The organism is Amorphus suaedae, from assembly GCF_053629675.1.
This window is the reverse complement of sequence record NZ_JBRJIT010000002.1, coordinates 1,352,194-1,374,507: the sequence shown is the minus strand read 5'-3', so window position 1 is coordinate 1,374,507 and position 22,314 is coordinate 1,352,194. Positions and strand designations below refer to the sequence as shown.

Below are 22,314 nucleotides of genomic sequence, written 5' to 3'. Positions count from 1 at the left end.
TCCTCATCGGCCGAAGGCCTGCTCGGGCAGCCAGAGGACGAGATCCGGCACCACGGTGAACAGGACGAGACAGGCGAGCGTCACCAGGAAGAAGGGGACGATGCCTCGGAAGATCGCGCCCAGCGGAACTTCCGGCGCCGAGCGCGAGATGATGTAGACGTTGAGCCCGACCGGCGGGGTGATGGCCGCCAGCTCGCACATGATGATGATGTAGACGCCGAACCAGACCGGATCGATGCCGGCGGCCATCGCCACCGGGAACACGAACGGGATCGTCAGGATCAGCATCGCCCAGATGTCGAGCATCATGCCCAGCACGATGTACATGAGGGTGAACATCAGCAGCAGGCCGTAGACCCCGAGGCCCATGCCGGCGATCCAGTCGACCAGGCTGGTGGTGATGTTGGTCAGCACCAGGAAGCGGCTGATCACATGCCCGCCGAGCAGGATCATGAAGATCATCATCGAGGTGTGCATGGCGCCCGACAGCGCCGACTTCAGCACCGGCAGCGACAGGCGCCCCATCACCAGCGCGATCACCAGCGTGCCGACGACGCCGATCGCCGCCGATTCCGTCGGATCGAACACGCCCCCGTAGATGCCGCCGATGATCAGGCCGAAGATCAGCAGCACCGGCAGCAGCCTGACGAGGCTCGCCAGTTTTTCGCGCAGCGTGAACGCCTCGCCGACGGGCCCCAGCTCCGGCTTCAGCCAGCAGCGCACCACGATCATCAGCGAGAAGGCGCCCGCGATCAGCAGGCCGGGGACGATGCCGGCCATGAACAGCGCGCCGATGGAGGTCTCGGTCCAGATGCCGTAGGCGATCATGAAGATGCTCGGCGGGATCAGGATCCCGAGCGTGCCGGCCGCCGCGATCGAGGCGGCGGAGAGGCCGCCCTGGTAGCGGAACGCCCGCATTTCCGGCATGCACATGGGGCCCAGCGTGGCGACGGCCCCCGCGCTGCCGCCGGAGACCGCGCCGAAGCCGGCCGCCGCGATGACCGAGGCGACGGCCAGACCGCCGGGCAGCCGGCCGATCCAGCGATAGACGCAGCCGTAGAGGTCGCCCGCGAGCCCCGTGCGGAACACCAGGTTGCCCATCAGGATGTAGAGCGGGATCGCCAGCAGCGAGAAGTTGGTGCCCTGGTCGAGCAGATTGAGGAGAAGCTGCGTCTCGGCGTAGATCGTGCCGCCGACGGCGAGCAGCCCCACGGTTCCGATCAGGAGCAGCGCCACCGCGATCGGCAGGCCGAGGATGATGAGGCCCAGAAGCGCCGCGATCGCGACGAGGCCGATGGCGAGCGGTCCGGCGAGCATCAGCCCCACTCCCCTTCGCCTTCTTCGGCGACCTCGGCGCGGCGGCCGCGCACGATCTCGGTCGCGGCGACGACCGCATAGAGCGCCACCAGGACCGCGATCACGGCGATCACGGCGTAGAAGACCCAGACGCGCAGGTGCAGCTCGGGGGTCATCTGCGGCAGCGAATAGAGGAAGGGGATCTCGTCGACCGCCTTCTTGGCGAGCAGCCCGAACACCAGCACCAGCGAGGCGCACATCACCAGGGCGACCGCCCGCTTGGCGGCCGGCGGCAGGACGCCCGCGAGGATGTCGGCGCGGATGTGGGCGCCCGTGCGGAACGACTCCAGCATCCCGCAGACGAAGAAGAGCAGCAGCAGGTACTGCGCGCCTTCCAGCCCGCCGATCAGCGGCGCATTGAAGACGTAGCGCAACACCACATCGAGGGTCACCAGGCAGACCAGCGCTGGCAGCAGGAGATAGGCGCCGATCCCATGCAGAAGCGTGGCAAGCACCCGGAGGGCACGGGCAACCGCTGACATCTTCGTTCCCGCTATCGTTGGAAAGAGAGGTTGCCGGCGCCGCTCGGGGCGCCGGCATCGGTACGCGTCGACCGTTCGGGGCGCGCTACTGGGGCGCCACGCCGGAGGCCGGGTTGTTGATGGTTTCCATCATCAACTGCGACCGGTTCATCTTGCCGTACTTCTCCACCGCGGCGCGGATGTCCGCGACGAGCTGGCGCGTCGGCAGGCCCTTCGCCTCGCCTTCCTCGATGTAGGCCTTGATGACCGGATCGTACTTCTCCTGCCAGCGCTTGAATTCGGCAGGGTCGATCTCGTTGTAGGTCATCCCCTCGTCGAGGAAGTACTTGCGCGCCTCGGCGGAGGCGAGCGTGAACGAGATCTGGCTGTCCGCCTGGCTCTTCTGGCGCGACCAGCGGTAGAATACCTCCTTCAGGTCCGCCGGCAGGGACGCGTACTTGCGCTGGTTCATGCAGAATTCCAGCGGCATGTGGTTGATCGGCGTGTCGGTGTGCTGCGAGGCTGCCTCGTTGATGCGGAACGCCTTGGCGGCCGCGTCCGAGGTGAACACGGCATCGATCAGGCCGCGCTGCAGGGCGGAGAAGAAGTCCGCCGAGCTCAGGGAGACCGGCGTCGCGCCAAGCGCCTCGAACACGTCCTGGTTCACGCCGGTGCCGGAGCGGATCTTCAGGCCCTGCAGGTCCTCCAGGGTCTTGATCGGCTTGTTGGAGAAGATGTTGAAGCGCGCGCTGCCCGTGATGCCCTGGATGTAGACGCCCTGGCGCTCGAACTCGGGCCGGAAATACTTGTCGGCCAGTTCCTCGCCCACCAGCGACAGCGTCCCCGCGTTGGGGAACAGGCCCGGCAGCGACAGCGCCTTGGTCAGCGGAAAGCTGGTGATGTTGAGAAAGGTGAAGCAGGCAGCCATGTCGGTGATGCCCGACCGGTTCGCGTCAAAGCCCTCGCTCACCGAATGGACCGTCGCCGACCAGCGCGGCGATACCTTCAGCTTGCCGTCGGACATCTTCTCTAGGACCACGAACGAGCTCTTCAGGAACTTCGCCTGGGCCGACAGTTCGGGCAGGTGGCTGGAGAAGTTGATGGTGATGGGATCGCCGTCGTAGGTGATCTCGGGGGCATTGTAGTTGTCGAGCTTGAGATCCCGCCAGTCCATGGCGGTCTGCATGCTGGCGCGGACCTCGTCCAGCGTGGCCTCGTCCGTCTGCGCCCTCGCCTGCACCGACGCGAGCATGGCGGCGGCGCAGATGGCGCTCCCCAATCCAACGTATTTCATGACGTCCTCCCTTGCGTTGTTCTGATGGTCTATCGCCCTGGAGCCAGGTCGACCGGACGACGACGCCCGATCGAGAAATGGCTCCGGATTCAACACCTTGAGCCGTTCCGTCCGGGATCGCTCCGGGGATCGGGACATGCTCTGCCGGTCTTGGTCTGCCGGCTTTTCCTCACCGATAGGCAACCGCTCCTGCCGCAACCCCGCCGGACCGGGTCCGGGTCAGCGATGCCGCAGGGCGGGCAGATCTCGCGCGCGTCGCTTCGCCCGTCAGCGCACCTCGTCGACGATGGCGTTGGACAGCACGCCGAGCTTCTCGACCTCGATCTCGATGGTGTCGCCCGCCTTCATCCAGACGGGCGGCGTGCGGGCGTGGCCGACGCCTGGCGGCGTCCCCATCGCGATCAGGTCGCCCGGTTCGAGTTCGCAGAATTCGGAAATGGCCGCGATCGTCTGGGCGACGCTGAAGATCATGTCGTCGGTGTTTGCGTCCTGCAGGATCCCGCCGTTCAGGCGCGACTGGATGCGCAGCCCGACACAGCCCGCCGGAAGCTCGTCGGGCGTCAGCACATCGGGCCCGACCGAGCCCGACCGGTCGAAATTCTTGCCCGGCGTCCACTGGGTGGTCTTGCGCTGGTAGTCGCGAATGGAGCCGTCGTTGAACAGCGTGTAGCCGAAGACGTGGTCCAGCGCGTCAGCCTCGGAGATGTGCCGGCCACCCTTGCCGATCACCGCCATGAACTCGGCCTCGTAGTCGAAGCGCTCCGAACACAGGGGACGCACCAGCGGAATGGCATGCGGCACGACCGAGCCGATGGTGCGCGTGAACAGCGCCGGATAGTCCGGAACGTCGTAGCCGCCCTCCTTGGCGTGATCGACGTAGTTCAGCCCCAGGCAGAAGATCTTCGACGGACGCGCGACGGGGAGCGCGCGCTCCGCATCGAGGGGGAGACGCGGCGCGCTTCCCATCGCCTTGCGGGCAACATCGACCGCGGAAGCACCGGCCTCGATCACCGGCATGAGATCGCCCGCGAACATGGCGTCTGCAGCGGACAGATCGACGATCGCATCGCCCTCCACCACGGCGACGCCCGTGGTCCCGTCGCTCTTCCTGATAACCGTCCATCGCATGCGCACGCGTTCCTTATGGCTTGGCAACTTCAGTCGCCGAACGATAAAGTTGGCAAAGCCCGTCAGTCAATCGATGTTATGTTGACTGATCTATTTTTATCGACAGAATTGATCCGAGGCTGGGTTTAGCCGCCCCGCCGCCCATCGCGATCGATACGAACACGACATTTGGAGGAACTGGCATGAAGGGCATTCGGCGGGTCGTCACGGGTCACGACGAGAGCGGCAAGGCCGTCGTGATCTCCGACGAGGAGGCAACGGAAATCCTGCAGCGTCCGAACCGCCCCGGTGTCGCGCTCGTCAATCTCTGGCAGACCGACGACGCCCCCGCCGAATACGACGGCGCCGAGGAATCGCTGACGGGCAACTTCGTGCTGCATCCGCCGAAGAACGGGACGATCTGCCGGATCGGCGTGTTCGAGCCGGAGGATCCGGAGGTTCTGAAGACCCTCGACGGACGTGCGGCATTCGGCGAGATGGGCGCTTCCCACAACATCGTGGAGAATGCGCGCCATCCCTTCATGCACCGGACCGATTCCGTCGACTACGCCATCATTCTCACCGGCGAGATCACCATGCTGCTCGACGAGGGAGAGGTCCACCTGAAGGCGGGCGACGTCCTAATCCAGCGCGGCACCAACCATGCATGGTCCAATCGCGGGACGGAGACGTGCACGATCGCGTTCATTCTGGTGGATGCGGTGGCGAAGCGCGGCTAGAGCATTCCGGCCGGGCCCCAGCCCGTATTGCCGAACGGAAGCGCCGTCGGAATGATCTGAACCGATCGCCCTATGGTTTCAGGCCGCTCGACCTGAAACCATGGTGATCTAGGATGGCGGTCCGAGTTCGACCAACGGAGAGACTTGATGGCGCAGGTGGAATCAACCGCCGAATCCTTGACCCGGCGGGCCTACGCGCAGCTCCGGCAGGACATCATCGAGGGCACGTTGCCTCCGGGATTGAAGCTGAAGATCCAGGAGCTCACCAAGGCCTACAACACGGGGGCCAGCCCGATCCGCGAGGCGCTCAGCCACCTTGCGTCGGACCGGCTGGTCAACCGGATCGAAGGGCGCGGCTTCCGCGTCTCCCGCGTCAGCCGGGAGGAATTCCTCGATCTCCTGCGGGTGCGCCTCTGGGTCGAGGGTCGCGCGCTCGCGGAATCCATCGCCATCGCCGATCCGGCCTGGGAAGACGCTGTGCTCAGCACCAACTTCCGGCTGGGCCAGTCGCCCCGATCGACGCGGGCCGACAGCTTCGAACCCAACGTGGAGTGGGAGGAGAAGCACAAGCTCTTCCACATGGCGCTGATCCAGGGCTGCCAGTCGCCCATCGCCCTCCGCATCTGCGACCAGCTCTACGACCAGAACATCCGCTACCGGAACATCGCCGGGCCGTTCGCCTATCCCGGTCGCAACGTCGGCGACGAGCACGACGCCATCGCCAAGGCGGCGCTCGCCCGCGACACCGACAAGGCGGTGAAGCTGCTCCACGAGCACTATTCGGCAACGGCCGACTACGTGCGGGACCGCCTTCCTCCGGCGGAATGACGCCGCCCCACCGTCCCGACCAGCCCCGCTGACCGGTTGGCTGCCCTCCGTTCCGACAGCTGCATGGAGCGACCGCTCAGACCCGGGCGACCGCTGGCGTAGGCCGCAGGAAGACCCAGAGTCCCGCGAGCATCGCCAGACCGATGAGATCCGTCGCCAGCGTCTGGTAGAGCAGCAGCAGCCCGGCCACCATCAGCAAGCCACGCGGCGCGGGTCCGAGCGGACGCCGCAGCCATCCGACGATGCCGGCGGCAAAGCAGAACACGCTGATGACGCCGCTCGCCACCGCCAGGGCGATCTGTCCGGCCGTACCCTGCATCAGGAGCGCCGGACCGAAGAAGAACATGAACGGCAGGATGTAGCTCGTCAGCCCGTAGCGGAAGGCCGTCCAGCTGACCTTCGAGATGCTCGAGTTGGCGATGCTCGCGGCAACGTATGACGCGAGCGCCACGGGTGGCGTGATCGTCGAGATGCACCCATAGAAGAAGACGAACATGTGCGCGGTCAAAAGCGGCACACCCATTTTCACCAGCGCCGGCGCGACCACAGTCGCCAGGATCAGATAGGCGGCGGTGGTCGGCAGCCCCATGCCGAGAACCACGGCGACCAGCATGGTCAGCACCAGGGCAAGGACCGGAACGCCCGCCGAGGCGGCGACGATGAGCGAGGAGATCTTCGACCCCAGGCCTGACATGGCGAGCGTGCCGGAGATGATGCCGGCGGCCGCACAGGCGACGGCGATCGGAACAACGGCGATGACGCCCTGCTCGAGGGCGCTCAGCGTCCGTCGCAGAAAGTCGCCCGGCGACGGCCGATGCATGATGGCGCAGAGCACCAGGAGGAGGCCCAGCGCGGCGAACGACGCCTTGAACGGCGAGTAGCCGTTGACCATCAGCCCCACCAGCGTGGCGAACGGCACGACATAGGGAATGCCGGAGACGAACAGCGACCGGCCCGTCTCCACCGACACCTCGCCGCCGCCGTCGGAGGCGCGGCCGATGCCGAGCTTCATCGCCTGCAGATGCACGATGAGCAGGATGGACAGGAAGAACAGCAGCGCCGGGATGAGCGCTGCCTGCATCACGTCCGCATACGGCATGCCGATAATCTCGGCCATGATGAAGGCCGCCGCCCCCATGACCGGCGGCATGATCTGGCCGCCGGTGGAGACCACCGCCTCGATCGCGCCCGCCTGATGGGGAAGATAGCCCTCCCGCTTCATCATCGGGATGGTCAGCGTGCCGGTCACCGCGACGTTGCCGGCGGCCGAGCCGGAGATCATGCCCAGCAGCGCGGAGAAGATGACCGCCGTCTTGGCGGAGGCGGCGCGCATCGACCGTGTGAAGCGGTGGGAGAGCGCAAAGAAGAAGTCCCCCGCCCCGAACACCGAGAGGAAGGCGCCGAAGATCGTGAACATCACGATGTAGGTGGCCGAAACCCCGAGCGGGATGCCGTAGACGCCTTCCGTCGTGGTGGTCAGGAAGGTGGCCACGCGGTCGACGCCGTAGCCGCGACCGTGCAGGAGTCCGGGCAGATAGGGGCTGACGAAGGGATAGACGAAGAAGACCGCCGTGATCAGCGCGAGCGCCAGCCCCACCCGCCGGCGCGCGCCCTCCAGGACCAGCAGGATGACGGCGAGCCCCACCCAGGCGTCGAGGGTGGTCGTCATGCCGCCTGAAAAGGCGATCGCTTGCCAGCGCGACAGCAGGTAGGCGCTACAGCCGATGGCGGCGGCGACGAAGAGCGCCCGGACCGCGACGTCGATCCAGACGCCTGCCCCCCGCGCTCGAGGATCGCGCGGCTCGAACGCCGGAGTGGTGGCGTAGAGCAGCACCAGCACCGCACCCAGGTGAACGAGACGGATCTGCATCGTCGAAAGCACGAGGACGCCGCCGACGTTGAGCAGGTGGAAGACGCCCAGCGCGATGGCGACCCATCGGACCGCCATCGCGTTCGCGCGCAGGAACGCAGACCCCATCGAAAACCCCGATGCCGGAGGGAGACTATTTGCTCTCGTCGAAGTAGCGCTGCGCGCCGGGGTGCAGCGGCACCGCCAGCTTCAGGGAGTCCGACGCTTTGATCTGCTTGGCGTTGGCGTTCTCCTCGCCGAACGCGTCGAGGTGGCCGTAGACCGCCTTGGTGATGGCATAGGCGCGGTCATCGTGCATCGACAGCGGCGCGATCAGGACGTTGTTCACGCCCAGCACGACGGCGTCCTCGTCGAGGTTGTAGACGTCCTTCGGCAGGTCGACCTGCGAGTAGTACGGGTACTTCTCGAGCATCTCGGCGAGCTTGTCGTCGGCGATCTTGACGAACTTCAGCTTGTTCGTCGCCTGCGTCTGCATGACGGCGGACGTCGGATAGCCCGACAGCGCGAGCGCCGCATCGACGTTGCCGTCCGAGAGCTGGCTGAAGCCGTCGGCATAGGACAGGAAGCTCGGCGTGATGTCGCCTGTGGACATGCCGTAGACTTCCAGCAGGCGGGTGAGAAAGCTGAGCGTCCCTCCCCCGGCCGGCCCGACCGCAAGCCGCTTTCCCTTCAGGTCGGCGAACGTCTCGATCGGCGATCCGTCGAGCGTGACGATGTGCAGGATGCTCGGGTGCAGCGCGCCGAGCGGCGCGATCTCCAGCGTCTCGCGGTAGGGAGCCTCTCCCTTGGTGGCGAGATACAGGAGATTGGCGTTGGTGATGCCGAGATCGGCTTCGCCGCTGGCGACGAGGCGCGGGTTCTCCACCGCGCCCTGGGTCACCACCGGTACCATCGAAACGCCGTCGACGTGCTCGGTCACCAGGTTCGCGATGCCCTGCCCGACCGGATAGAAGGCGCCGCCCAGGCTGGCGGTGCCGATGCGCAGTTCTTCCTGGGCCTGCGCCGGCTGGCCGAACGCCCCCAGCGCGAGCGCGCCGGCGACGAGAGCGGATGTGAAAAGCTTCTGCATGTTGTCCTCCCCGATTTTTGGGGAGTGTCAAACCTTGCCCACCCGCTGTCAACATTCCATCGATAAAAATACTGAATTATGATTTTCGTCGATCAGATTTCCGCGCCGTGGCCTCAGGCCACCTCGATGCGGACAGCGACGTCCTCCGCCAGCGACATCGACGACGTGATGCCGGGGCTCTCGATGCCGAACAGGTGGACGAGGCCCGCCATCCCGTGGTCGGCTGGCCCGTCGATGAGGAAGTCGGTGAAGCCGCCTCCGGGTCCCGTCAGCTTCGGCCTCACCCCGGCGTAGTCCGGCACCAGCCCGCCGTCGGGCAGCCGCGGCCAGTACTGGCGGATCGACGCGTAGAAGCTCTCGGCCCGGGTCGGATCCACGTCGTATCCCGGCCGATCCACCCATTCGACGTCGGGGCCGAAGCGCATGCGCCCGGCGAGGTCGAGCGTCAGATGGATGCCGAGGCCGCCATCGACGGGCACCGGATAGATCAGCCTGGAAAACACCGGCCGTCCCGGGTAGGCGAAATAGTTGCCCTTGGCGTAGCGAAGCTCCGGCACCCGCTCATGCGGATAGCCCTCCGTCGCACCGGCGAGCGCCATCGCGCCCAGCCCGGCCGCATTGACGACCGCATCGAACGCCAGCGGTCCATCGGCCTCGCCGGCGAGATGCACGCGCCAGCCGCCGGCCGGATCCGGCTCGAGCCGCTCCACCGACGTCTGGAACGCGATCGCGCCGCCGGCATCCTCGATGTCGCCGAGGAACGACAGCATGAGCGCATGGGTGTCGAGGATGCCCGTCTCCGGCGACCAGAGCGCCGCCTCGCCGGCAAGCTCCGGTTCCATCGCCCGCGCCTCCGCGCCGGATAAGAGGCGCAGCCCCTCGACGCCGTTGCGTGTCCCCAGTTCCTGGAGATCCCGGAGCCGCTGGACGTCGGCCGACCCGCTCGCGACGATCAGCTTGCCAGGCTGCGCATACGGCAGCCGGCGTTCGCCGCAATAAGCTTTCAGCAGGCTGCGACCGCGCACGCAGTGGACCGCCTTGAGCGACCCTTCCGGGTAGTACATGCCGCCATGCACCACTTCGCTGTTGCGCGACGAGATGCCGTTGCCGATCCCGCCCGTCGCTTCGGCAACGAGCACCTCGTGGCCCCGCAATGCCAGGGCGCGGGCGACCGCGAGCCCGACGACGCCACCGCCGATTACCAGTGCAAGCAACCGAACGTCTCCTCTTCCGCCTGCCCTCGGACGCAGCGAGATCCGACCGGCACGATCGGCGGGCCGCTAGACGTGCTGGCCGCCGTTGATCTCGATTTCCGTGCCGGTGACATAGCTGCTCTCGCCGGAGCAGAGGAAGTAGATCGTCGAAGCGACTTCCTTCGGAAGCCCGAGACGGCGCATCGGCAGCGTCTCGACGATCTTGTCCGTCCCCGGGCTCAGGATGCCGGTTTCCACCTCGCCCGGCGCGATCGCGTTCACGCGCACGCCATACGGACCGAAGTCATGGGCGAGCTCCCGGGTGAGCGCCGCGAGCGCCGCCTTCGAGGTCGAGTAGGCCGCCCCCGCGAACGGGTGCACCCGGCTTCCCGCGATCGACGTCACGTTGACGATGGAGCCCTTCGCGGCGATGAGCTCGTCCTTCAGTTCGCGCGCCAGCACCACCGTCGCGAAGAAGTTGACGTGGAACACCCGCCCCCAGTCGGCGAGGTCGGTGGTGAACGTGTTCATCCGCTCGCCCGCCGGTCCCTTGGGCGAAATGCCCGCATTGTTGACGAGCGCCTGCAGCTTGCCGTCGGCCAGCTGCTCCCGGATCTGCGCCACGGCGGCGATCGTGCTCTTCGGATCCGCGAGGTCGAGCTGGATGTGGTTTTCGCGGCCGCCGGGCCAGGGACAGCCCTCGGGGAAGGGATGACGCGAGCAGGTGATGACGCGCCACCCGCGCATGGAGAAATACTGAACCGTGGCATGCCCAATGCCGCGGCTTGCTCCCGTCAGAAGCAGCGTGCGTGGGGTATCGGTATCGGCCATGTCGACCTCGGTGTTCCTCGAATGCGAATCGGATACCGCCATCCATCAGGCGGCGGCGTGACGACCCGCGATCAGTGCGAACCGGCACCCCTCCACCTCCGGCGGCCGTCCGCTGCGGACCGGTGCGCATGGTGCAGGCGATGACGATGGTCCGGCCGGCGCCGGCCCTTGCGCGGGCATGATACGTTGTTCGCGGTCGGTGTTGTCTACCTCGATCGGATCACCGGACCGTTTAGGTCGCACCTTGTGGGGGCGGAAAAGAGTTACTCCGGTGCGGCGGCACGACCGCCGTCTCCGGCACGGCGCATTCGGTGGTCGACGCCGGGCATCGGCATTGCCACGATGCGTGCGGCGGCCGCTTCGCCGTTTCGCCGCGAGGCAACTTCGACCGATATGCGGCGAAACGGCGCCCGGACCGTCGCAGGGAGGAACAGTAGGGATCCATGTGGAGCACGAGCGACGCCTCCAGAACCGGCCTCGACGGGGGAGCCGACGCGATCGACCGCGTGCGGTCGCATGAAACCCTCGGCAACACGGTCTACCTCGCCATCTGCGACGGCCTGACGAAGGGCCACTTCAAGCCGGGCGACCCGGTCCGCATCCGCGCCCTGGCGGACCTCCTCGGCACGAGCGTGACGCCCGTCCGCGACGCCGTGCTGCGCCTCGTCCACGACCGCGCCCTCGTCATGAAGAGCGCCCGCGACATCCGCGTGCCGATGCTGACGTCGGACGAGTACCAGGAAATCCGCGAAATCCGCCTCAGCCTCGAGGCGCTCGCCGCCATGAAGGCGGCGGAGAAGGCGACCGCCGCGGACATCGAGCACGTCACCCGCCTGCTTGCTGAGAACGAGGCGGCGATCCGCGACGGGCGGTTCGCTCAGGCGACCGAGTGCAACCAGATCTTCCATTTCGCCCTCACCGACATCGCCGCGATGCCGACGCTGAAGAGCGTGCTGAACCGCCTCTGGCTGCGCATGGGGCCGATCATCGCCGCGGTCTACGAAAGCGGGGGCCGCACCATGATCGACACCCACTATGACGTGCTGGACGCGCTGAAGAAGAAGGACGGCAAGGCCGCCGCGGAGGCGATCCAGCGCGACATCGTCGTGGGCGGCGGCGCCATCCGCGAGCGCATCGCCGCCGAAGCATCAGAGCCCGGCCGGTGACGCCACCGCATCGGCGCGCCGTCAGTCGCCGCCGGGCGCTCGATCCGCGGTCCCGACGCTCACGACCCCATCCCGGGTGAGCTCCTCGACCTGACCGGGCTCCATCCCCAGCACGGCTTCGAGCACCTCAGCGGTATCGGCGCCGAGCCGCGGCGGAATGCGCTGGTAGGACACCGGCGTCGCGGAGAACTTGATCGGGTTCGCGAACAGGGTCACCGACCCGGTGCGCGGATGGTCCATCTCGACCAGCATCTCCCGGTATCGGAGCTGCGGATCGGCGAGCGCCTGCTCGAAGTTGTTGATCGGGGCGTTGGGAATGCCGGCCGTGGTGAGGAGCGCTTCCCACTCCGCCGCGGTTCTCGCCGCGAACCGCTCGGCGAGCATGGGAATGAGCTCGGACTTGTGGGCCATCCGGTCGCGGTTGGTGCGGAAGCGCGGATCCTCCGCGACCCCTTCGAGCCCCAGCGCGTCGCAAAGCTTGGCGAACTGGCGGTCGTTGCCCACCGCGATCATCAGGTCCATGTCGGCGCAGCCGAACGCCTGCCACGGGCAGGTAACCTGGGAGGCGGCGCCGGCGCGGATCGGCATCTTGCCGGACACCAGGTAGTTCATCCCGACGTGAGAGAGGGCCGCGACCTGGGCATCGAACAGCGCGAGGTCGATATGCTGCCCCTCGCCGCCGTGGTCGCGGTGGGCCAGCGCGCCCAGGATGGCGATCGTCGCGTAGAATCCAGCGATGATGTCGGAGACGCTGAAGCCGACGAGGTTCGGACCCGCGCCGGGCTCGCCGTCGGCCACGCCGGTGATGCTCATCAGCCCGCTCATCGCCTGGAACAGCGGATCGTAGCCCGGCAGCTCCTTTCGCGGTCCCGTCTGCCCGAACCCCGTGATGGAGCAGTAGACGAGGCCCGGATTGACCGCCTTCAGATCGTCGTAGCCGAGCCCGTAGCGCTCCAGCGTGCCGGTCTTGAAGTTCTCCACCACCACGTCCGCCTCGGCGGCGAGCCGGCGCACGAGGTCCTGTCCCGCCTCCGACTTGAGGTCGATGGCGACCGAGCGCTTGCCCCGGTTCATGGCGAGGAACGAGGACGTCTCCCCGACGTCCGCGCCGGCCTCGTCGGTGCGATGAAGGCCCATGTGCCGGATGTCGTCGCCGCCCTTCGGGTGTTCGACCTTGATCACCTCGGCCCCGAAGTCGGCGAGGATCTGCGTGGCCCATGGCCCGGCGAACACGCGGCTCAGGTCGAGAACGCGCACATGCGAGAGACAGCCCGGCATCAGGCCCTCCTGGGTTCGGGACAGCTAGAGCGGGATGGCGAGCGTGCTCTCGACGGGGAAGTCCAGCGCGACCGCCTCGCCAATCGGGTAGCGCACGTCCGGACTGGTGCTCGCCTGCAGCTTCGCGTCGCCGGCCTGGACGGTGTAGCGGTTGAGGCTGCCCAGGAAGCCGGCGACGGCGACCGCACCGGTGATGCGGTTGTGCCCGTCCGCGAGCGGGGCGGTGGCCGGATTGAGCATGATGATCTCGGGGCGCACCGACACGGCGATCGGTCCGCCCGGCGCGAGCGTCGTATCCGCCGCGCACCGGATCGTTTCGCCGCTCGCGATCCGCACCGTGATCCCTGGCCCGTTCGCGGCGCCCGAAACCGGCGTCGCCTCGAGCAGGTTCGTGGATCCCACGAACCCGGCGACGAAGGCGTTCTTCGGCCGGAAGTAGATCTCCCGGGGATCGCCCAACTGCACGACCCGGCCCTTGTCGATGATCGCGATCTGGTCCGACATCTCCAGGGCCTCGGCCTGATCGTGCGTCACGTAGATGGTGGTCACGCCGATCTGCTGCTGCAGGTTCTTCAGCTCGTTGCGCATTTCCTCGCGCAGCGAGGCGTCGAGGTTGCTGAGCGGCTCGTCGAGGAGCAGCAGGCGCGGCTTGCGCACGATGGCGCGGGCGAGCGCGACGCGCTGCTGCTGGCCGCCGGACAGCCGGGTCGACGGCCGCGAGGCAAAGCCGTCGAGGCTGACGGTGCGCAGGGCGGCGTGCACCAGTTCGTCGATCTCGGCGCGGGTGAACTTTCGGTCTTTCGACACCCGCAGCGGAAACGCCACGTTCTCGAAGACCGTCATGTGCGGCCAGATGGCGTAGGACTGGAAGACCATCCCGATGGCGCGCCGGTTCATCGGCAGCCAGGTCCCGGTGGCGGAATCGTAGAAGGTGCGGTCGCCCACCCGGATCGCGCCGGAGTCCGGAAACTCGAGCCCCGCGATGCAGCGCAGCGTCGTCGTCTTGCCGCAGCCGCTGGGTCCCAGAAGGGTGAAGAAGGTGCCGTCCGGCAGATCGAACGTCGCGTCGCGGATGCCGCCGGCGGGACCGCCGTGGGTTTCCTGGAACACCTTCGTCAGCGAGTCGATGCGCAGCGCAGTGGAATCGGACATCGGGCGGCACCGCAGGTCAGGAGACGTGGCCCGTGCCGCCATCGGCACGGGCCGGGAATGCGCGGCGCGAGCTACTTGAAGAGCTCGTCGTAGATGGCGACCATCGGCTTCAGATCCTTGGCCGTCGCGCTCGGCGAGATCACGAAGGCCTTGAAGCCGCCCTGCTCCGGCTTCAGCGTCGGCTCGGCAGCCGTCACGTTCGGATTGGCCGGAATATAGAGCGCCTCCTGCATCACCTTCTGCCCCTCCTCGGAGAGGATGAACTCGACGAGCAGCTTGGCGGCGTTCGGATGGGGCGCGTCCTTGACGATGCCGAGCGGGTTGATCGCCTCGATCACCGGCTCGAGCTTCACCCATTCGACGGGTGCGCCCTTCTTCTGGCTGATGACGCTGTGGTGGTTGAAGGTCATCAGGCCGATCGGGAACTCGCCCGAGATCACCTTGTCGAGAACGACGCGCTGGCTGGCCGGCACGTTGACGATGTCCTGGGCGGCGAGCTTCTCCAGATAGGCCTTGCCCTTCTCCTCGCCCATGGTCTGCAGGACCATGTAGATGAACCCCGGCCCGCCCAGCATGGTCGGATCCGACGTCCAGGCGATCTTGCCCTTCCAGCGCGGGTCGAGAAGCTTGTCCAGCGTATCGGGATAGTCGGCCTTGTCGACCAGCGTCGTGTTGACGGCCGGAACGAGGAAATAGAGGTTCGCCGCGGTCCAGTAGCCGTCCGGATCCTTGTTGTCGGCGGAGAAGTCGGCGGCCGCCTCGGGCTTGTAAGGCTCGACGAGCCCCGCCTCCATCAGCGGAAAGACCGCCGTCGATCCGTCGAAGACGTCGGCCTGCGCCCGTCCCGCCTGGGCCTCGCTCTGCACCTTCAGCACGACTTCGGACGGCACGTGCCGCGCCGCGTTGACCTTGATGCCCGGGTATTTCTTCTCGAAAGCCTCGGAGATCGGGCGCACGATCTGGTTCACGATCATGCCCGAGTACCAGACGACCTCGCCCTCCTTCTTCGCCGCCTCGACGACGGCGGGATCGATGGCGAACGCCTGCGTGGAAACCGCGCCGAGTGCCGCACCGAGTACGGCCGCGCGCAATAGGGGTGCAAATCGCATGGTGAAGTGTCCTCCCGGAGTTCCGCCGACCGGTCGCCCCTTGGACGCCGGCCTTGTTCTGCCAATTTGACCTTATAGGCTAGCTTATTATCCTTTGTTTCGGCGTGTCAATTCATCTCGATCGCCGGATCAGGCCCCGTCGCCGGCGTCCGCCGCGGCCTTCCGGGCCTTCGCCAACTGCTCCAGAATCCCGGCCCTGCGCGAGGTGGCGGCGTCCGCCAGCGTGTCGTAGAGGCTGTTTCCGTGCGCATCGATCGCGACCGTCAGCGGCCCGAGCGAGGTGACCTCCAGCGTCACCAGCCGGTAGTGCGAGATCAGGTCGCCCCAGCCCACGGAGACCACCTTTCCGACCGCCTGGGAGATCAGCGGCGCGCCGCCGCCAAGGAAGGACAGGTAGACCCCGCCGACCTCCTTCAGCGCCTGCGCGCACGCGGAGTCCAGGCCACCCTTGCCGCCGACGCAGCGCAGGCGGAAGTGCCGGATGATCTCCGGCATGATCGGGCTGAAGCGGGTGCTGGTGGTCGGGTTCATGTAGAGGATCTCGAACCCGTCCTCCGTCTCCCGGCTGTAGCTTCCGAGATGGAAGAAGGCCGCCTCGTGCATGTCGGCGGGCGGCTCGTCGCCGGCCCGGATGGTGTCCAGGATCCGGTGATGGGTGGGCAGGCCGGCCGTCACGACGATCTGCCCGTCCAGGGTGATCATGTCGCCCAGCTTCAGCGACAGCGCATCCTCGGCGCTCAGCGGCAGTCGGTAGGACTTCGGCGACGCCATCGTCCGCCTCCCCTATTCCAGCCGTTCGACGGTGCCGTCGCTGTAGATGCGCGCCCGGCTCCGCCGGTTGATCCAGCAGTTGAAGCAGACGGCGACCGGCGTGAAGCCATGGCCGGCGGCGTAGTTGGCGTGCACCGCCAGCACCGTGGTGTCGCCGCCCGTGCCCATCGGCCCGAAGCCCAGCGCGTTGACGGCGTCGCGCAGGCGTTCCTCCATGGCCGCAACCGCCGGATCCGGGTTCACCGACCCGATCGGGCGCAGCGTCGCCTCCTTCGCCATCTTGGCGCAGTAGTCGAAGGTGCCGCCGATGCCGACGCCCATCACCACCGGCGGGCAGTGCTGGGAGCCGGCCTTGATCGCCACGTCGAGAATGTACGCCTCGATGGTCTCCAGCGTCGGCAGCGTGAACAGCTCCATCGCCGCCCAGCGTCCGGAGCCGAGCGCCTTCGGCGAGCAGACGATCTCGATGTAGTCCGCCCCGCCGATCAGGTCGAAGGTGACGATCGGCATGTCCTTGCCGGCGTAGCCGCGCTCCAGCGTCAGCGGATTGGTGACGTGCTTGAGGAGCGGCGGATCGATGGTGTCGACGAGGATGTCGAACCCCTCGCGGATCGCCGCCTTGATGTCGACGTCCCAGTCGGCCTTGGTGCCGATCCGCACGAAGTACACCGGCACGCCGGAATCGGAGCAGACGAACGTGTCGCCCGACTCCGCCTTGCGGGCGCTCGCCAGCATCAGGCCGAGCGTCTGCCGTGGCGTGTCCTCGGTCTCCGCGTCCCGCGCCCGCTCCAGCGCGGCCTTGGTGTCGTCGGGAACCTTGCGCAGCGCCCACGAATAGAGATCGCGGCTCAGCCGGCTGATCTGCTCGTGATCAATGGTCATGGCCAGTGCCTCCCAAACACCTGCCAGCCCCCTCTGTCTAAGGTCAACCGGGCCGCCGCATCTCGAACACCTCGTCCACGCAGGCGTAGTCGAGGTAGCCCATGCGGGCGAGCGGCCGGATCCGGGTGATGTCGACCATGCCGTCCTCGATCACCGCATCGTCGATGTAGATGCTGACCACCTGGCCCAGCACCATCGAGCCCGGGAACTCCTCGCCGTCGATCCCCTTCAGGCGGATCGTCTGGACGTACTTGCATTCCAGCGCCACCGGCGACCGCTTCACACGCGGCGGCGTCACGGCGAGCGATGGGGCGAGCTCGAGCCCGGCGAGTTCGGCCTCGCTGACATCCTCCGGCACCACCGCCGACGTCTGGTTCATCTCGGTGCGCAGGTCGTAGGTCGCCAGATTGAACACGAACTCGCCGGTCTCCTCGGCATTCGTCTGCGAATGCTTGCGGGAGTCGCTGGAGAACATGATCATCGGCGGCTTGCCCGACACCGCGTTGAAGAAGCTGTAGGGCGCGATGTTCACCACGCCCTTGCGGCTGACGGTCGAGATCCAGCCGATCGGCCGCGGCACGACCAGGGACGTGAAGGGATTGTGGGCAAGACCGTGCTCGCCGGTCCTTGGGTCGTAGTGCAAAAGCTGCGTCTCCCGTCCGCCTTGATGTGTCCGCTGTCGGTCCGGCCCGCCCGCGCGGCAGGCCGCCCCCATCCGTTACTGGACGCCCTGCGTCCTGGCCATGGGGATCGCCGTCAGCGTCGTGCTCGTCTCGCCCTCGGCGTGCAGGTCCGGCTGCATCCCGTCCGGCAGCGGGATCCGGTGGGCGTTCAGCGTCATCGACACCATCGTGTAGTAGCCGATGACCGCGGTCAGCTCGACCACGCCGCGCTCCTGCCAGCGGGAGCGGACCGCCTCGTACGCTGCGTCATCCACCTGGCCGTTCAGCTGGATCTGGCGGGCGAACTCGTAGATCGCCGCCGTGTCGCCGTCCGCGATGTGCGGCGGGCGACCGTGCAGCAGGTCCTGGATCAGCTCCTCCTCCAGCCCCGCGGCGCGCGCCGCTTCGGAATGAACGACCCACTCCAGCTCGCTGTTCCAGCGCCGTGCCGTGACCAGGATCGCCAGCTCGTTCAGCTTGGCCGGCAGCATCGTCTTGTAGCGGATGAACTCGCCAAGCTTCGACCAGCGGTCGGCCAGCTCCGGGCTGTGCAGGGCCGCGCGCAGCGGCCCCACCACGGTGCCGCGCGGGCCGCTGACGACCGCGTCGAAGACGGCGCGCTGCGCGTCCGACATGCTCTCGGGTGTTGGAAACGGGATACGCGGCGTGCTCACCGTTCAGGTCTCCATCCGTTCATCGTCTCGGGTCGGGCATCGCCTCTACGCATCGGAGGGTCCGGCGTCTTCGGGTCCGTAGAGCTCGGCGAGGATTGCCTTGGTGTGCTCGCCCAGCAGCGGCGGCGGCCGGTCGAAGGCGAGCGCCGCGTTGGCGAATTTCATCGGGCTCACGATCTGCGGCACCTCGCCGGCCAGCGGATGCGGCAGCATCCGCAGCATCTCGCGATGCTTCACCTGCGGGTCGTCGAGCACCCGGGGAATCGTGTTGATCGGCCCGCACGGCACGCCGCGGCTGCCGAACGCCTCGATCCAGTGGTCGAGGGGTTCCTCCGCCAGCCGTTCGCCGATCATCGGGTGCAGCGTGTCGAGGTTGCGCACCCGGTCCTTGTTGGTCGCAAAGCGCGGATCGTCGGCCCAGTCGGTCCGGCCGATCGCCTCACAGAAGCGGCGAAACTGATCGTCGTTGCCGACAGCGAGCACGATGTGGCCGTCCTTCACCGGGAAGACGTCCTGCGGCTGGATGTTCGGGTGCTTGTTGCCCTTGCGCGTCGGCGTCGTCCCGGAAACCAGGTAGTTCATCGCCTGGTTGGCGAGAAAGCCGACCGAGACGTCGAGCATGGCGATGTCGATCTGCTCGCCCTCGCCGGTCTCGTTCCGGCGCGCCAGCGCCGCCAGCACGGCGATCGTCGCGTACATGCCGGTCATGATGTCGACGATCGGCACGCCGACCTTCTGCGGCCCGCCGCCCGGCGCGTCGTCGCGCTCGCCGGTGACGCTCATCAGCCCGCCCATCGCCTGGATCATGAAGTCGTAGGCGGCCTGGTCGCGGCGCGGGCCGGTGGAGCCGAAGCCAGTGATGGAGCAGTAGATGATGCCCGGATTGACGGCCTTCAGGTCCTCGAAGGCGAGGCCGTAGCGGGCCAGCGTGCCGGCCTTGAAGTTCTCCAGCACGATGTCGGAGCGCGCCGCGATGTCGCGCACCACCGCCTGGCCTTCCGGCGACGCGAGGTCGAGTTCGATCGAGCGCTTGCCGCGGTTGACCGACAGGTAATAGCCGGACTCCGCCGTGTCGGCGCCGTCCTCGCCCTTGAGATAGGGCGGACCCCACCCACGCGTGTCATCGCCGACGCCGGCTCGCTCCACCTTGATGACGTCGGCGCCGAGGTCCGCCAGGATCTGGCCAGACCACGGCCCCGCCATGATGCGGGAGAGGTCGAGCACGCGGACATGGGAAAGCGGGCCGGCCATCTCAGGCCGCCTCGAACACGAAGGGGGAGTCGGAGTTCTCGCCGGCCCCGAAGCCGGGAACGGGGTTCGGGTCGTCCCGAACGGCCGTCGCCGCCACGGAAGGCCGGTCCAGCATCGTCCGGTGCCACGCGGCGAGCTTCGGATGGGCGGCTTCCCATCCGCTGCCCCGGTAGCGGAAATCCATCTGGCCGAGCGCGCATTCGACCGCGATCTGGCCGATGCCGAGCGGAACGGACGCAAGCGCATCCGCCTCCTTTTCGAGCTGGGCGAAACAGGCGCGGATCTTCCGCTCGAAGGCGGACAGGTGCACGTCCCACGCCCCGTCCGGCCGGGTGCGCTCGGTGCGCGAGAGCAGCAGCACGTCGGTCAGCCCGTCCCCGAGCGACAGCCAGCGAAGCTGCCGGAACCGCTCGTTGCCGCCGGCCGGAAACAGCCTGGCGCCGTCGTGCAGCGTGTCGAGATATTCGCAGATCACGCGGGAATCGAAGAGCGCCGTTCCGTCGTCGAGCACCAGCGTCGGGATCTTGCCCAGCGGGTTGTCCTTCAGCACCTCCTCATTCGGCGGGGCGGAGAAGGCGACCACGTTGCGAACGCACTCCACCCGGTCGGCAAGCCCCGTCTCGTGCAGGACGATCATCACCTTGCGGACGAAGGGAGAGCGGGGCGACCAGTGGAGTTTCATTGTTTGCGGACATCTTTTTTCGCATTGGCCGGGCGATGGCGACAGTAGCCGCCCGGCCCAAAAATGTCTATAACCTAGTCTTATCACTTATAAGGGAGACCGAGCGCGGCCGCACGCCGATCCCGGCGCTCCCCAATCAAAAAGCTAATGATCCATACTATCCGCTGTTGGCGGTGGTGGGAAACAGGGAGGATGAATTTCATGTCAAGGAAGACGACGCTCGGGCTTCTCTCCGGTCTCGCCGCCGGGGCCGCCATGATGGCCGCCGCGGTCGCCCAGGACGCGGAGTTGAAAACGGTCGCCAACGGCGACGCCACCATCGCCTACTACGCCCAGGGCGAAGGGCCCATTGTCCTGTTCATCGCCTCGACGGGACGCGGCAACGCGGAGTTCGACGATCTCGCATCGGACCTCGCCGGCCGGGGCTTCCGCGTCCTGCGTCCGGAGCCGCGCGGCATCGGCGAGAGCGTCGGGCCGATGGAGGACGTCAGCTTCCACGACTTCGGCAACGACGTCGCCGCCGTCATCCACAACGAGGGCGGCGGTCCCGCCATCGTCGCCGGCCACGCCTACGGCAACTGGATCGCCCGCACCGTCGCCGCCGACCACCCCGAGATGGTGCGCGGCGTGGTCCTGGTCGCCGCCGGCGCGCGGAAATGGCCGAAGGAACTCTCCGACGCCATCACCATGATCAACGATCCGGCCTCGACGGAGGAGCAGCGGCTGCAGGGCCTGCGTACGGCATTCTTCGCGCCGGGCAGCGACCCGCGCCCATGGCTGGAAGGCTGGCATGCCGACGTCACCCGCAGCCAGCGCGCCGCTCGCAAGCAGACCGAGCAGAGCAGCTGGTGGGATGCTGGCGGCAAGCCGATCCTCGATCTCCAGGCGGGGGAGGATCCGTTCCGTCCGGCCGCCTCCCGGAACGAGCTGGCCGAGGAGTTCGGCGACCGCGTCACCGTGGTGGTGATCGAAGGGGCGAGCCACGCCCTGCCGGCGGAGAAGCCTAAGGAGGTCGCCGACGCGATCGCCAAGTGGGCCGGCACCCTCAAGGACTGAGCGACGACCGGGGCAGGCCCGCCCTGCCCCGCGTCTTCCCGTGTTGACAGAGCTGCGGGCGGGACAGCAGGCGCTACTTGAGCTTGATGTCGAACCGCACGACGTCGCCGCGGTAGATGCCCTCGGCGATGAAGACGAGCGTCCCGTTCGCGTCCACGGCCCGGCGGTGCACGAAGGCGACCGGGCCGTTCAGCGGCATCATCAGCGTCTGGGCCGTCTCGACGTCGGCCGTCCCGATGGTCAGCGTCTGCTGGGCATCGACGATGCCCGTCCCCATGACGTCGTGGATCAGCCGCAGCGCGGTCTTGGTCTCGATGTCTTCCTGGGTGATCCGGTCGCGCAGCCGCTCGTCGATGTAGACGTCCGTGAGCAGGAACGGACTGTCGTGGCGCCAGTGGCGACGATGGAGCTGGCGGTAGCTGGGCGCGAGTTCGCCGAGCTGGTAGGCCACGTTCTTCAGGACGACCTCAGGGCGGTCGAACAGAACCTCGATCGTCGCTCCCTGGCTCGGTCGCAGCAGGCCCGACCAGTCGGTGCCGACGGCGCACCAGAGCTCCTCCTGCGGGCGCGCCCGCACGAACGTCCCCTTCGCCCGGAAGCGCTCGATCAGGCGTTCGTCCTCGAGCTGGTCGAGCGCCTGCCGGATGGTCGCCCGCGCCACCCCGCACTCCGCCGCCAGTTCCTCCACCGTCGGGATCTGGCTGCCCAGCGGCCACTGGCCCGATTCGATGCGGCGGCGGAACAGGGTCGCGAGCTGGATGTAGCGGGAGATCGCACTCCGGCTGAAGTCGACGGCCGATTTCTTGTCCTGGGCGTCCATTAGGGGCTGTTGCTTTCCGTTCTCCGGTCGTCTGTGTCCACCGACATGATAGGTACTCGCCT

General features: G+C 67.5%; 22 protein-coding genes. 4 read left to right on the top strand and 18 right to left on the bottom strand.

Features of this window, described 5'->3' with window-relative positions:
• Window positions 1-3: 3 nt before the first annotated feature.
• From AB7M35_RS20140 to AB7M35_RS20125, 4 genes are all read right to left on the bottom strand, one after another.
• Window positions 4-1,317, bottom strand: a complete 1,314-nt coding sequence (locus tag AB7M35_RS20140; protein WP_453962228.1) for a TRAP transporter large permease — start codon at window positions 1,315-1,317, stop codon at window positions 4-6.
• Window positions 1,317-1,838: a TRAP transporter small permease gene (locus AB7M35_RS20135; RefSeq protein ID WP_453962227.1), complete on the bottom strand. Its 522-nt coding sequence runs from the start codon at window positions 1,836-1,838 to the stop codon at window positions 1,317-1,319. The genes AB7M35_RS20140 and AB7M35_RS20135 overlap by 1 nt, the downstream gene beginning before the upstream one ends.
• Before the next feature lie 85 nt (window positions 1,839-1,923).
• Window positions 1,924-3,111: a TRAP transporter substrate-binding protein DctP gene (gene dctP, locus AB7M35_RS20130; RefSeq protein WP_453962225.1), complete on the bottom strand. Its 1,188-nt coding sequence runs from the start codon at window positions 3,109-3,111 to the stop codon at window positions 1,924-1,926.
• Between the two features lie 267 nt (window positions 3,112-3,378).
• Window positions 3,379-4,239 (bottom strand): fumarylacetoacetate hydrolase family protein, encoded by an 861-nt coding sequence (locus tag AB7M35_RS20125; RefSeq protein WP_453962224.1) that lies wholly within the window; start codon window positions 4,237-4,239, stop codon window positions 3,379-3,381.
• A gap of 182 nt (window positions 4,240-4,421) precedes the next feature.
• On the opposite strand from AB7M35_RS20125, the gene AB7M35_RS20120 reads away from it, so the two are divergent.
• The gene (locus tag AB7M35_RS20120; protein WP_453962223.1) at window positions 4,422-4,958 is read left to right on the top strand and encodes a cupin domain-containing protein; all 537 of its coding nucleotides are present in this window, start codon (window positions 4,422-4,424) and stop codon (window positions 4,956-4,958) included.
• A 147-nt stretch (window positions 4,959-5,105) separates the two neighbouring features.
• Window positions 5,106-5,786 carry a GntR family transcriptional regulator gene (locus AB7M35_RS20115; protein ID WP_453962222.1) on the top strand — a complete coding sequence of 227 codons (681 nt, stop codon included), beginning with the start codon at window positions 5,106-5,108 and terminating at the stop codon, window positions 5,784-5,786.
• A 76-nt stretch (window positions 5,787-5,862) separates the two neighbouring features.
• Here AB7M35_RS20115 and AB7M35_RS20110 read toward each other — a convergent pair whose 3' ends face one another.
• The 4 genes from AB7M35_RS20110 to AB7M35_RS20095 all read right to left on the bottom strand — a co-directional run bounded on the left by AB7M35_RS20110 (window position 5,863) and on the right by AB7M35_RS20095 (window position 10,749).
• Window positions 5,863-7,764 (bottom strand): TRAP transporter permease, encoded by a 1,902-nt coding sequence (locus tag AB7M35_RS20110; RefSeq protein ID WP_453962221.1) that lies wholly within the window; start codon window positions 7,762-7,764, stop codon window positions 5,863-5,865.
• Between the two features lie 25 nt (window positions 7,765-7,789).
• Entirely contained in the window at window positions 7,790-8,725 is a 936-nt protein-coding gene (locus AB7M35_RS20105) for a TAXI family TRAP transporter solute-binding subunit (RefSeq protein ID WP_453962220.1), read from the bottom strand.
• A 113-nt stretch (window positions 8,726-8,838) separates the two neighbouring features.
• Window positions 8,839-9,939 carry an NAD(P)/FAD-dependent oxidoreductase gene (locus AB7M35_RS20100; protein ID WP_453962219.1) on the bottom strand — a complete coding sequence of 367 codons (1,101 nt, stop codon included), beginning with the start codon at window positions 9,937-9,939 and terminating at the stop codon, window positions 8,839-8,841.
• Window positions 9,940-10,005: 66 nt separating this feature from the next.
• Window positions 10,006-10,749, bottom strand: coding sequence for an SDR family NAD(P)-dependent oxidoreductase (locus AB7M35_RS20095; RefSeq protein WP_453962217.1), 744 nt, complete (start codon window positions 10,747-10,749; stop codon window positions 10,006-10,008).
• Window positions 10,750-11,192: 443 nt separating this feature from the next.
• Here AB7M35_RS20095 and AB7M35_RS20090 point away from each other — a divergent pair, with 443 nt between their 5' ends.
• Window positions 11,193-11,915 carry a GntR family transcriptional regulator gene (locus AB7M35_RS20090; protein ID WP_453962215.1) on the top strand — a complete coding sequence of 241 codons (723 nt, stop codon included), beginning with the start codon at window positions 11,193-11,195 and terminating at the stop codon, window positions 11,913-11,915.
• 21 nt (window positions 11,916-11,936) lie between these two features.
• Here AB7M35_RS20090 and AB7M35_RS20085 read toward each other — a convergent pair whose 3' ends face one another.
• The 9 genes from AB7M35_RS20085 to AB7M35_RS20045 all read right to left on the bottom strand — a co-directional run bounded on the left by AB7M35_RS20085 (window position 11,937) and on the right by AB7M35_RS20045 (window position 20,376).
• Window positions 11,937-13,193: a CaiB/BaiF CoA transferase family protein gene (locus AB7M35_RS20085; RefSeq protein WP_453962213.1), complete on the bottom strand. Its 1,257-nt coding sequence runs from the start codon at window positions 13,191-13,193 to the stop codon at window positions 11,937-11,939.
• A 24-nt stretch (window positions 13,194-13,217) separates the two neighbouring features.
• Window positions 13,218-14,345: an ABC transporter ATP-binding protein gene (locus tag AB7M35_RS20080; protein ID WP_453962211.1), complete on the bottom strand. Its 1,128-nt coding sequence runs from the start codon at window positions 14,343-14,345 to the stop codon at window positions 13,218-13,220.
• A 71-nt stretch (window positions 14,346-14,416) separates the two neighbouring features.
• On the bottom strand, window positions 14,417-15,454 hold the full coding sequence (locus tag AB7M35_RS20075; protein ID WP_453962210.1) for an ABC transporter substrate-binding protein: 1,038 nt from the start codon (window positions 15,452-15,454) through the stop codon (window positions 14,417-14,419).
• 129 nt (window positions 15,455-15,583) lie between these two features.
• On the bottom strand, window positions 15,584-16,225 hold the full coding sequence (locus tag AB7M35_RS20070) for a fumarate hydratase C-terminal domain-containing protein (RefSeq protein ID WP_453962208.1): 642 nt from the start codon (window positions 16,223-16,225) through the stop codon (window positions 15,584-15,586).
• A 12-nt stretch (window positions 16,226-16,237) separates the two neighbouring features.
• Window positions 16,238-17,107, bottom strand: coding sequence for a fumarate hydratase (locus tag AB7M35_RS20065; protein WP_453962206.1), 870 nt, complete (start codon window positions 17,105-17,107; stop codon window positions 16,238-16,240).
• A gap of 43 nt (window positions 17,108-17,150) precedes the next feature.
• Entirely contained in the window at window positions 17,151-17,750 is a 600-nt protein-coding gene (locus AB7M35_RS20060; RefSeq protein ID WP_453962205.1) for a flavin reductase family protein, read from the bottom strand.
• A 75-nt stretch (window positions 17,751-17,825) separates the two neighbouring features.
• Window positions 17,826-18,443, bottom strand: a complete 618-nt coding sequence (locus tag AB7M35_RS20055; RefSeq protein ID WP_453962204.1) for a carboxymuconolactone decarboxylase family protein — start codon at window positions 18,441-18,443, stop codon at window positions 17,826-17,828.
• A gap of 45 nt (window positions 18,444-18,488) precedes the next feature.
• Window positions 18,489-19,694: a CaiB/BaiF CoA transferase family protein gene (locus AB7M35_RS20050; protein WP_453962203.1), complete on the bottom strand. Its 1,206-nt coding sequence runs from the start codon at window positions 19,692-19,694 to the stop codon at window positions 18,489-18,491.
• Between the two features lies 1 nt (window position 19,695).
• Window positions 19,696-20,376, bottom strand: a complete 681-nt coding sequence (locus AB7M35_RS20045) for a glutathione S-transferase family protein (protein WP_453962202.1) — start codon at window positions 20,374-20,376, stop codon at window positions 19,696-19,698.
• A 201-nt stretch (window positions 20,377-20,577) separates the two neighbouring features.
• Here AB7M35_RS20045 and AB7M35_RS20040 point away from each other — a divergent pair, with 201 nt between their 5' ends.
• On the top strand, window positions 20,578-21,432 hold the full coding sequence (locus tag AB7M35_RS20040; RefSeq protein WP_453962200.1) for an alpha/beta fold hydrolase: 855 nt from the start codon (window positions 20,578-20,580) through the stop codon (window positions 21,430-21,432).
• 73 nt (window positions 21,433-21,505) lie between these two features.
• Here AB7M35_RS20040 and AB7M35_RS20035 read toward each other — a convergent pair whose 3' ends face one another.
• Window positions 21,506-22,252: a GntR family transcriptional regulator gene (locus tag AB7M35_RS20035; protein WP_453962199.1), complete on the bottom strand. Its 747-nt coding sequence runs from the start codon at window positions 22,250-22,252 to the stop codon at window positions 21,506-21,508.
• Between the last annotated feature and the right edge of the window lie 62 nt (window positions 22,253-22,314).

Excerpts from the sequence above, each read along its gene's own strand:
- AB7M35_RS20140 (WP_453962228.1), bottom strand. The coding sequence starts at position 1,317 with ATGCTCGCCGGACCGCTCGCCATCGGCCTCGTCGCGATCGCGGCGCTT.
- AB7M35_RS20135 (WP_453962227.1), bottom strand. The coding sequence starts at position 1,838 with ATGTCAGCGGTTGCCCGTGCCCTCCGGGTGCTTGCCACGCTTCTGCAT.
- dctP (WP_453962225.1), bottom strand. The coding sequence starts at position 3,111 with ATGAAATACGTTGGATTGGGGAGCGCCATCTGCGCCGCCGCCATGCTC.
- AB7M35_RS20125 (WP_453962224.1), bottom strand. The coding sequence starts at position 4,239 with ATGCGATGGACGGTTATCAGGAAGAGCGACGGGACCACGGGCGTCGCC.
- AB7M35_RS20120 (WP_453962223.1), top strand. The coding sequence starts at position 4,422 with ATGAAGGGCATTCGGCGGGTCGTCACGGGTCACGACGAGAGCGGCAAG.
- AB7M35_RS20115 (WP_453962222.1), top strand. The coding sequence starts at position 5,106 with ATGGCGCAGGTGGAATCAACCGCCGAATCCTTGACCCGGCGGGCCTAC.
- AB7M35_RS20110 (WP_453962221.1), bottom strand. The coding sequence starts at position 7,764 with ATGGGGTCTGCGTTCCTGCGCGCGAACGCGATGGCGGTCCGATGGGTC.
- AB7M35_RS20105 (WP_453962220.1), bottom strand. The coding sequence starts at position 8,725 with ATGCAGAAGCTTTTCACATCCGCTCTCGTCGCCGGCGCGCTCGCGCTG.
- AB7M35_RS20095 (WP_453962217.1), bottom strand. The coding sequence starts at position 10,749 with ATGGCCGATACCGATACCCCACGCACGCTGCTTCTGACGGGAGCAAGC.
- AB7M35_RS20090 (WP_453962215.1), top strand. The coding sequence starts at position 11,193 with ATGTGGAGCACGAGCGACGCCTCCAGAACCGGCCTCGACGGGGGAGCC.
- AB7M35_RS20085 (WP_453962213.1), bottom strand. The coding sequence starts at position 13,193 with ATGCCGGGCTGTCTCTCGCATGTGCGCGTTCTCGACCTGAGCCGCGTG.
- AB7M35_RS20080 (WP_453962211.1), bottom strand. The coding sequence starts at position 14,345 with ATGTCCGATTCCACTGCGCTGCGCATCGACTCGCTGACGAAGGTGTTC.
- AB7M35_RS20075 (WP_453962210.1), bottom strand. The coding sequence starts at position 15,454 with ATGCGATTTGCACCCCTATTGCGCGCGGCCGTACTCGGTGCGGCACTC.
- AB7M35_RS20070 (WP_453962208.1), bottom strand. The coding sequence starts at position 16,225 with ATGGCGTCGCCGAAGTCCTACCGACTGCCGCTGAGCGCCGAGGATGCG.
- AB7M35_RS20065 (WP_453962206.1), bottom strand. The coding sequence starts at position 17,107 with ATGACCATTGATCACGAGCAGATCAGCCGGCTGAGCCGCGATCTCTAT.
- AB7M35_RS20050 (WP_453962203.1), bottom strand. The coding sequence starts at position 19,694 with ATGGCCGGCCCGCTTTCCCATGTCCGCGTGCTCGACCTCTCCCGCATC.
- AB7M35_RS20045 (WP_453962202.1), bottom strand. The coding sequence starts at position 20,376 with ATGAAACTCCACTGGTCGCCCCGCTCTCCCTTCGTCCGCAAGGTGATG.
- AB7M35_RS20040 (WP_453962200.1), top strand. The coding sequence starts at position 20,578 with ATGTCAAGGAAGACGACGCTCGGGCTTCTCTCCGGTCTCGCCGCCGGG.
- AB7M35_RS20035 (WP_453962199.1), bottom strand. The coding sequence starts at position 22,252 with ATGGACGCCCAGGACAAGAAATCGGCCGTCGACTTCAGCCGGAGTGCG.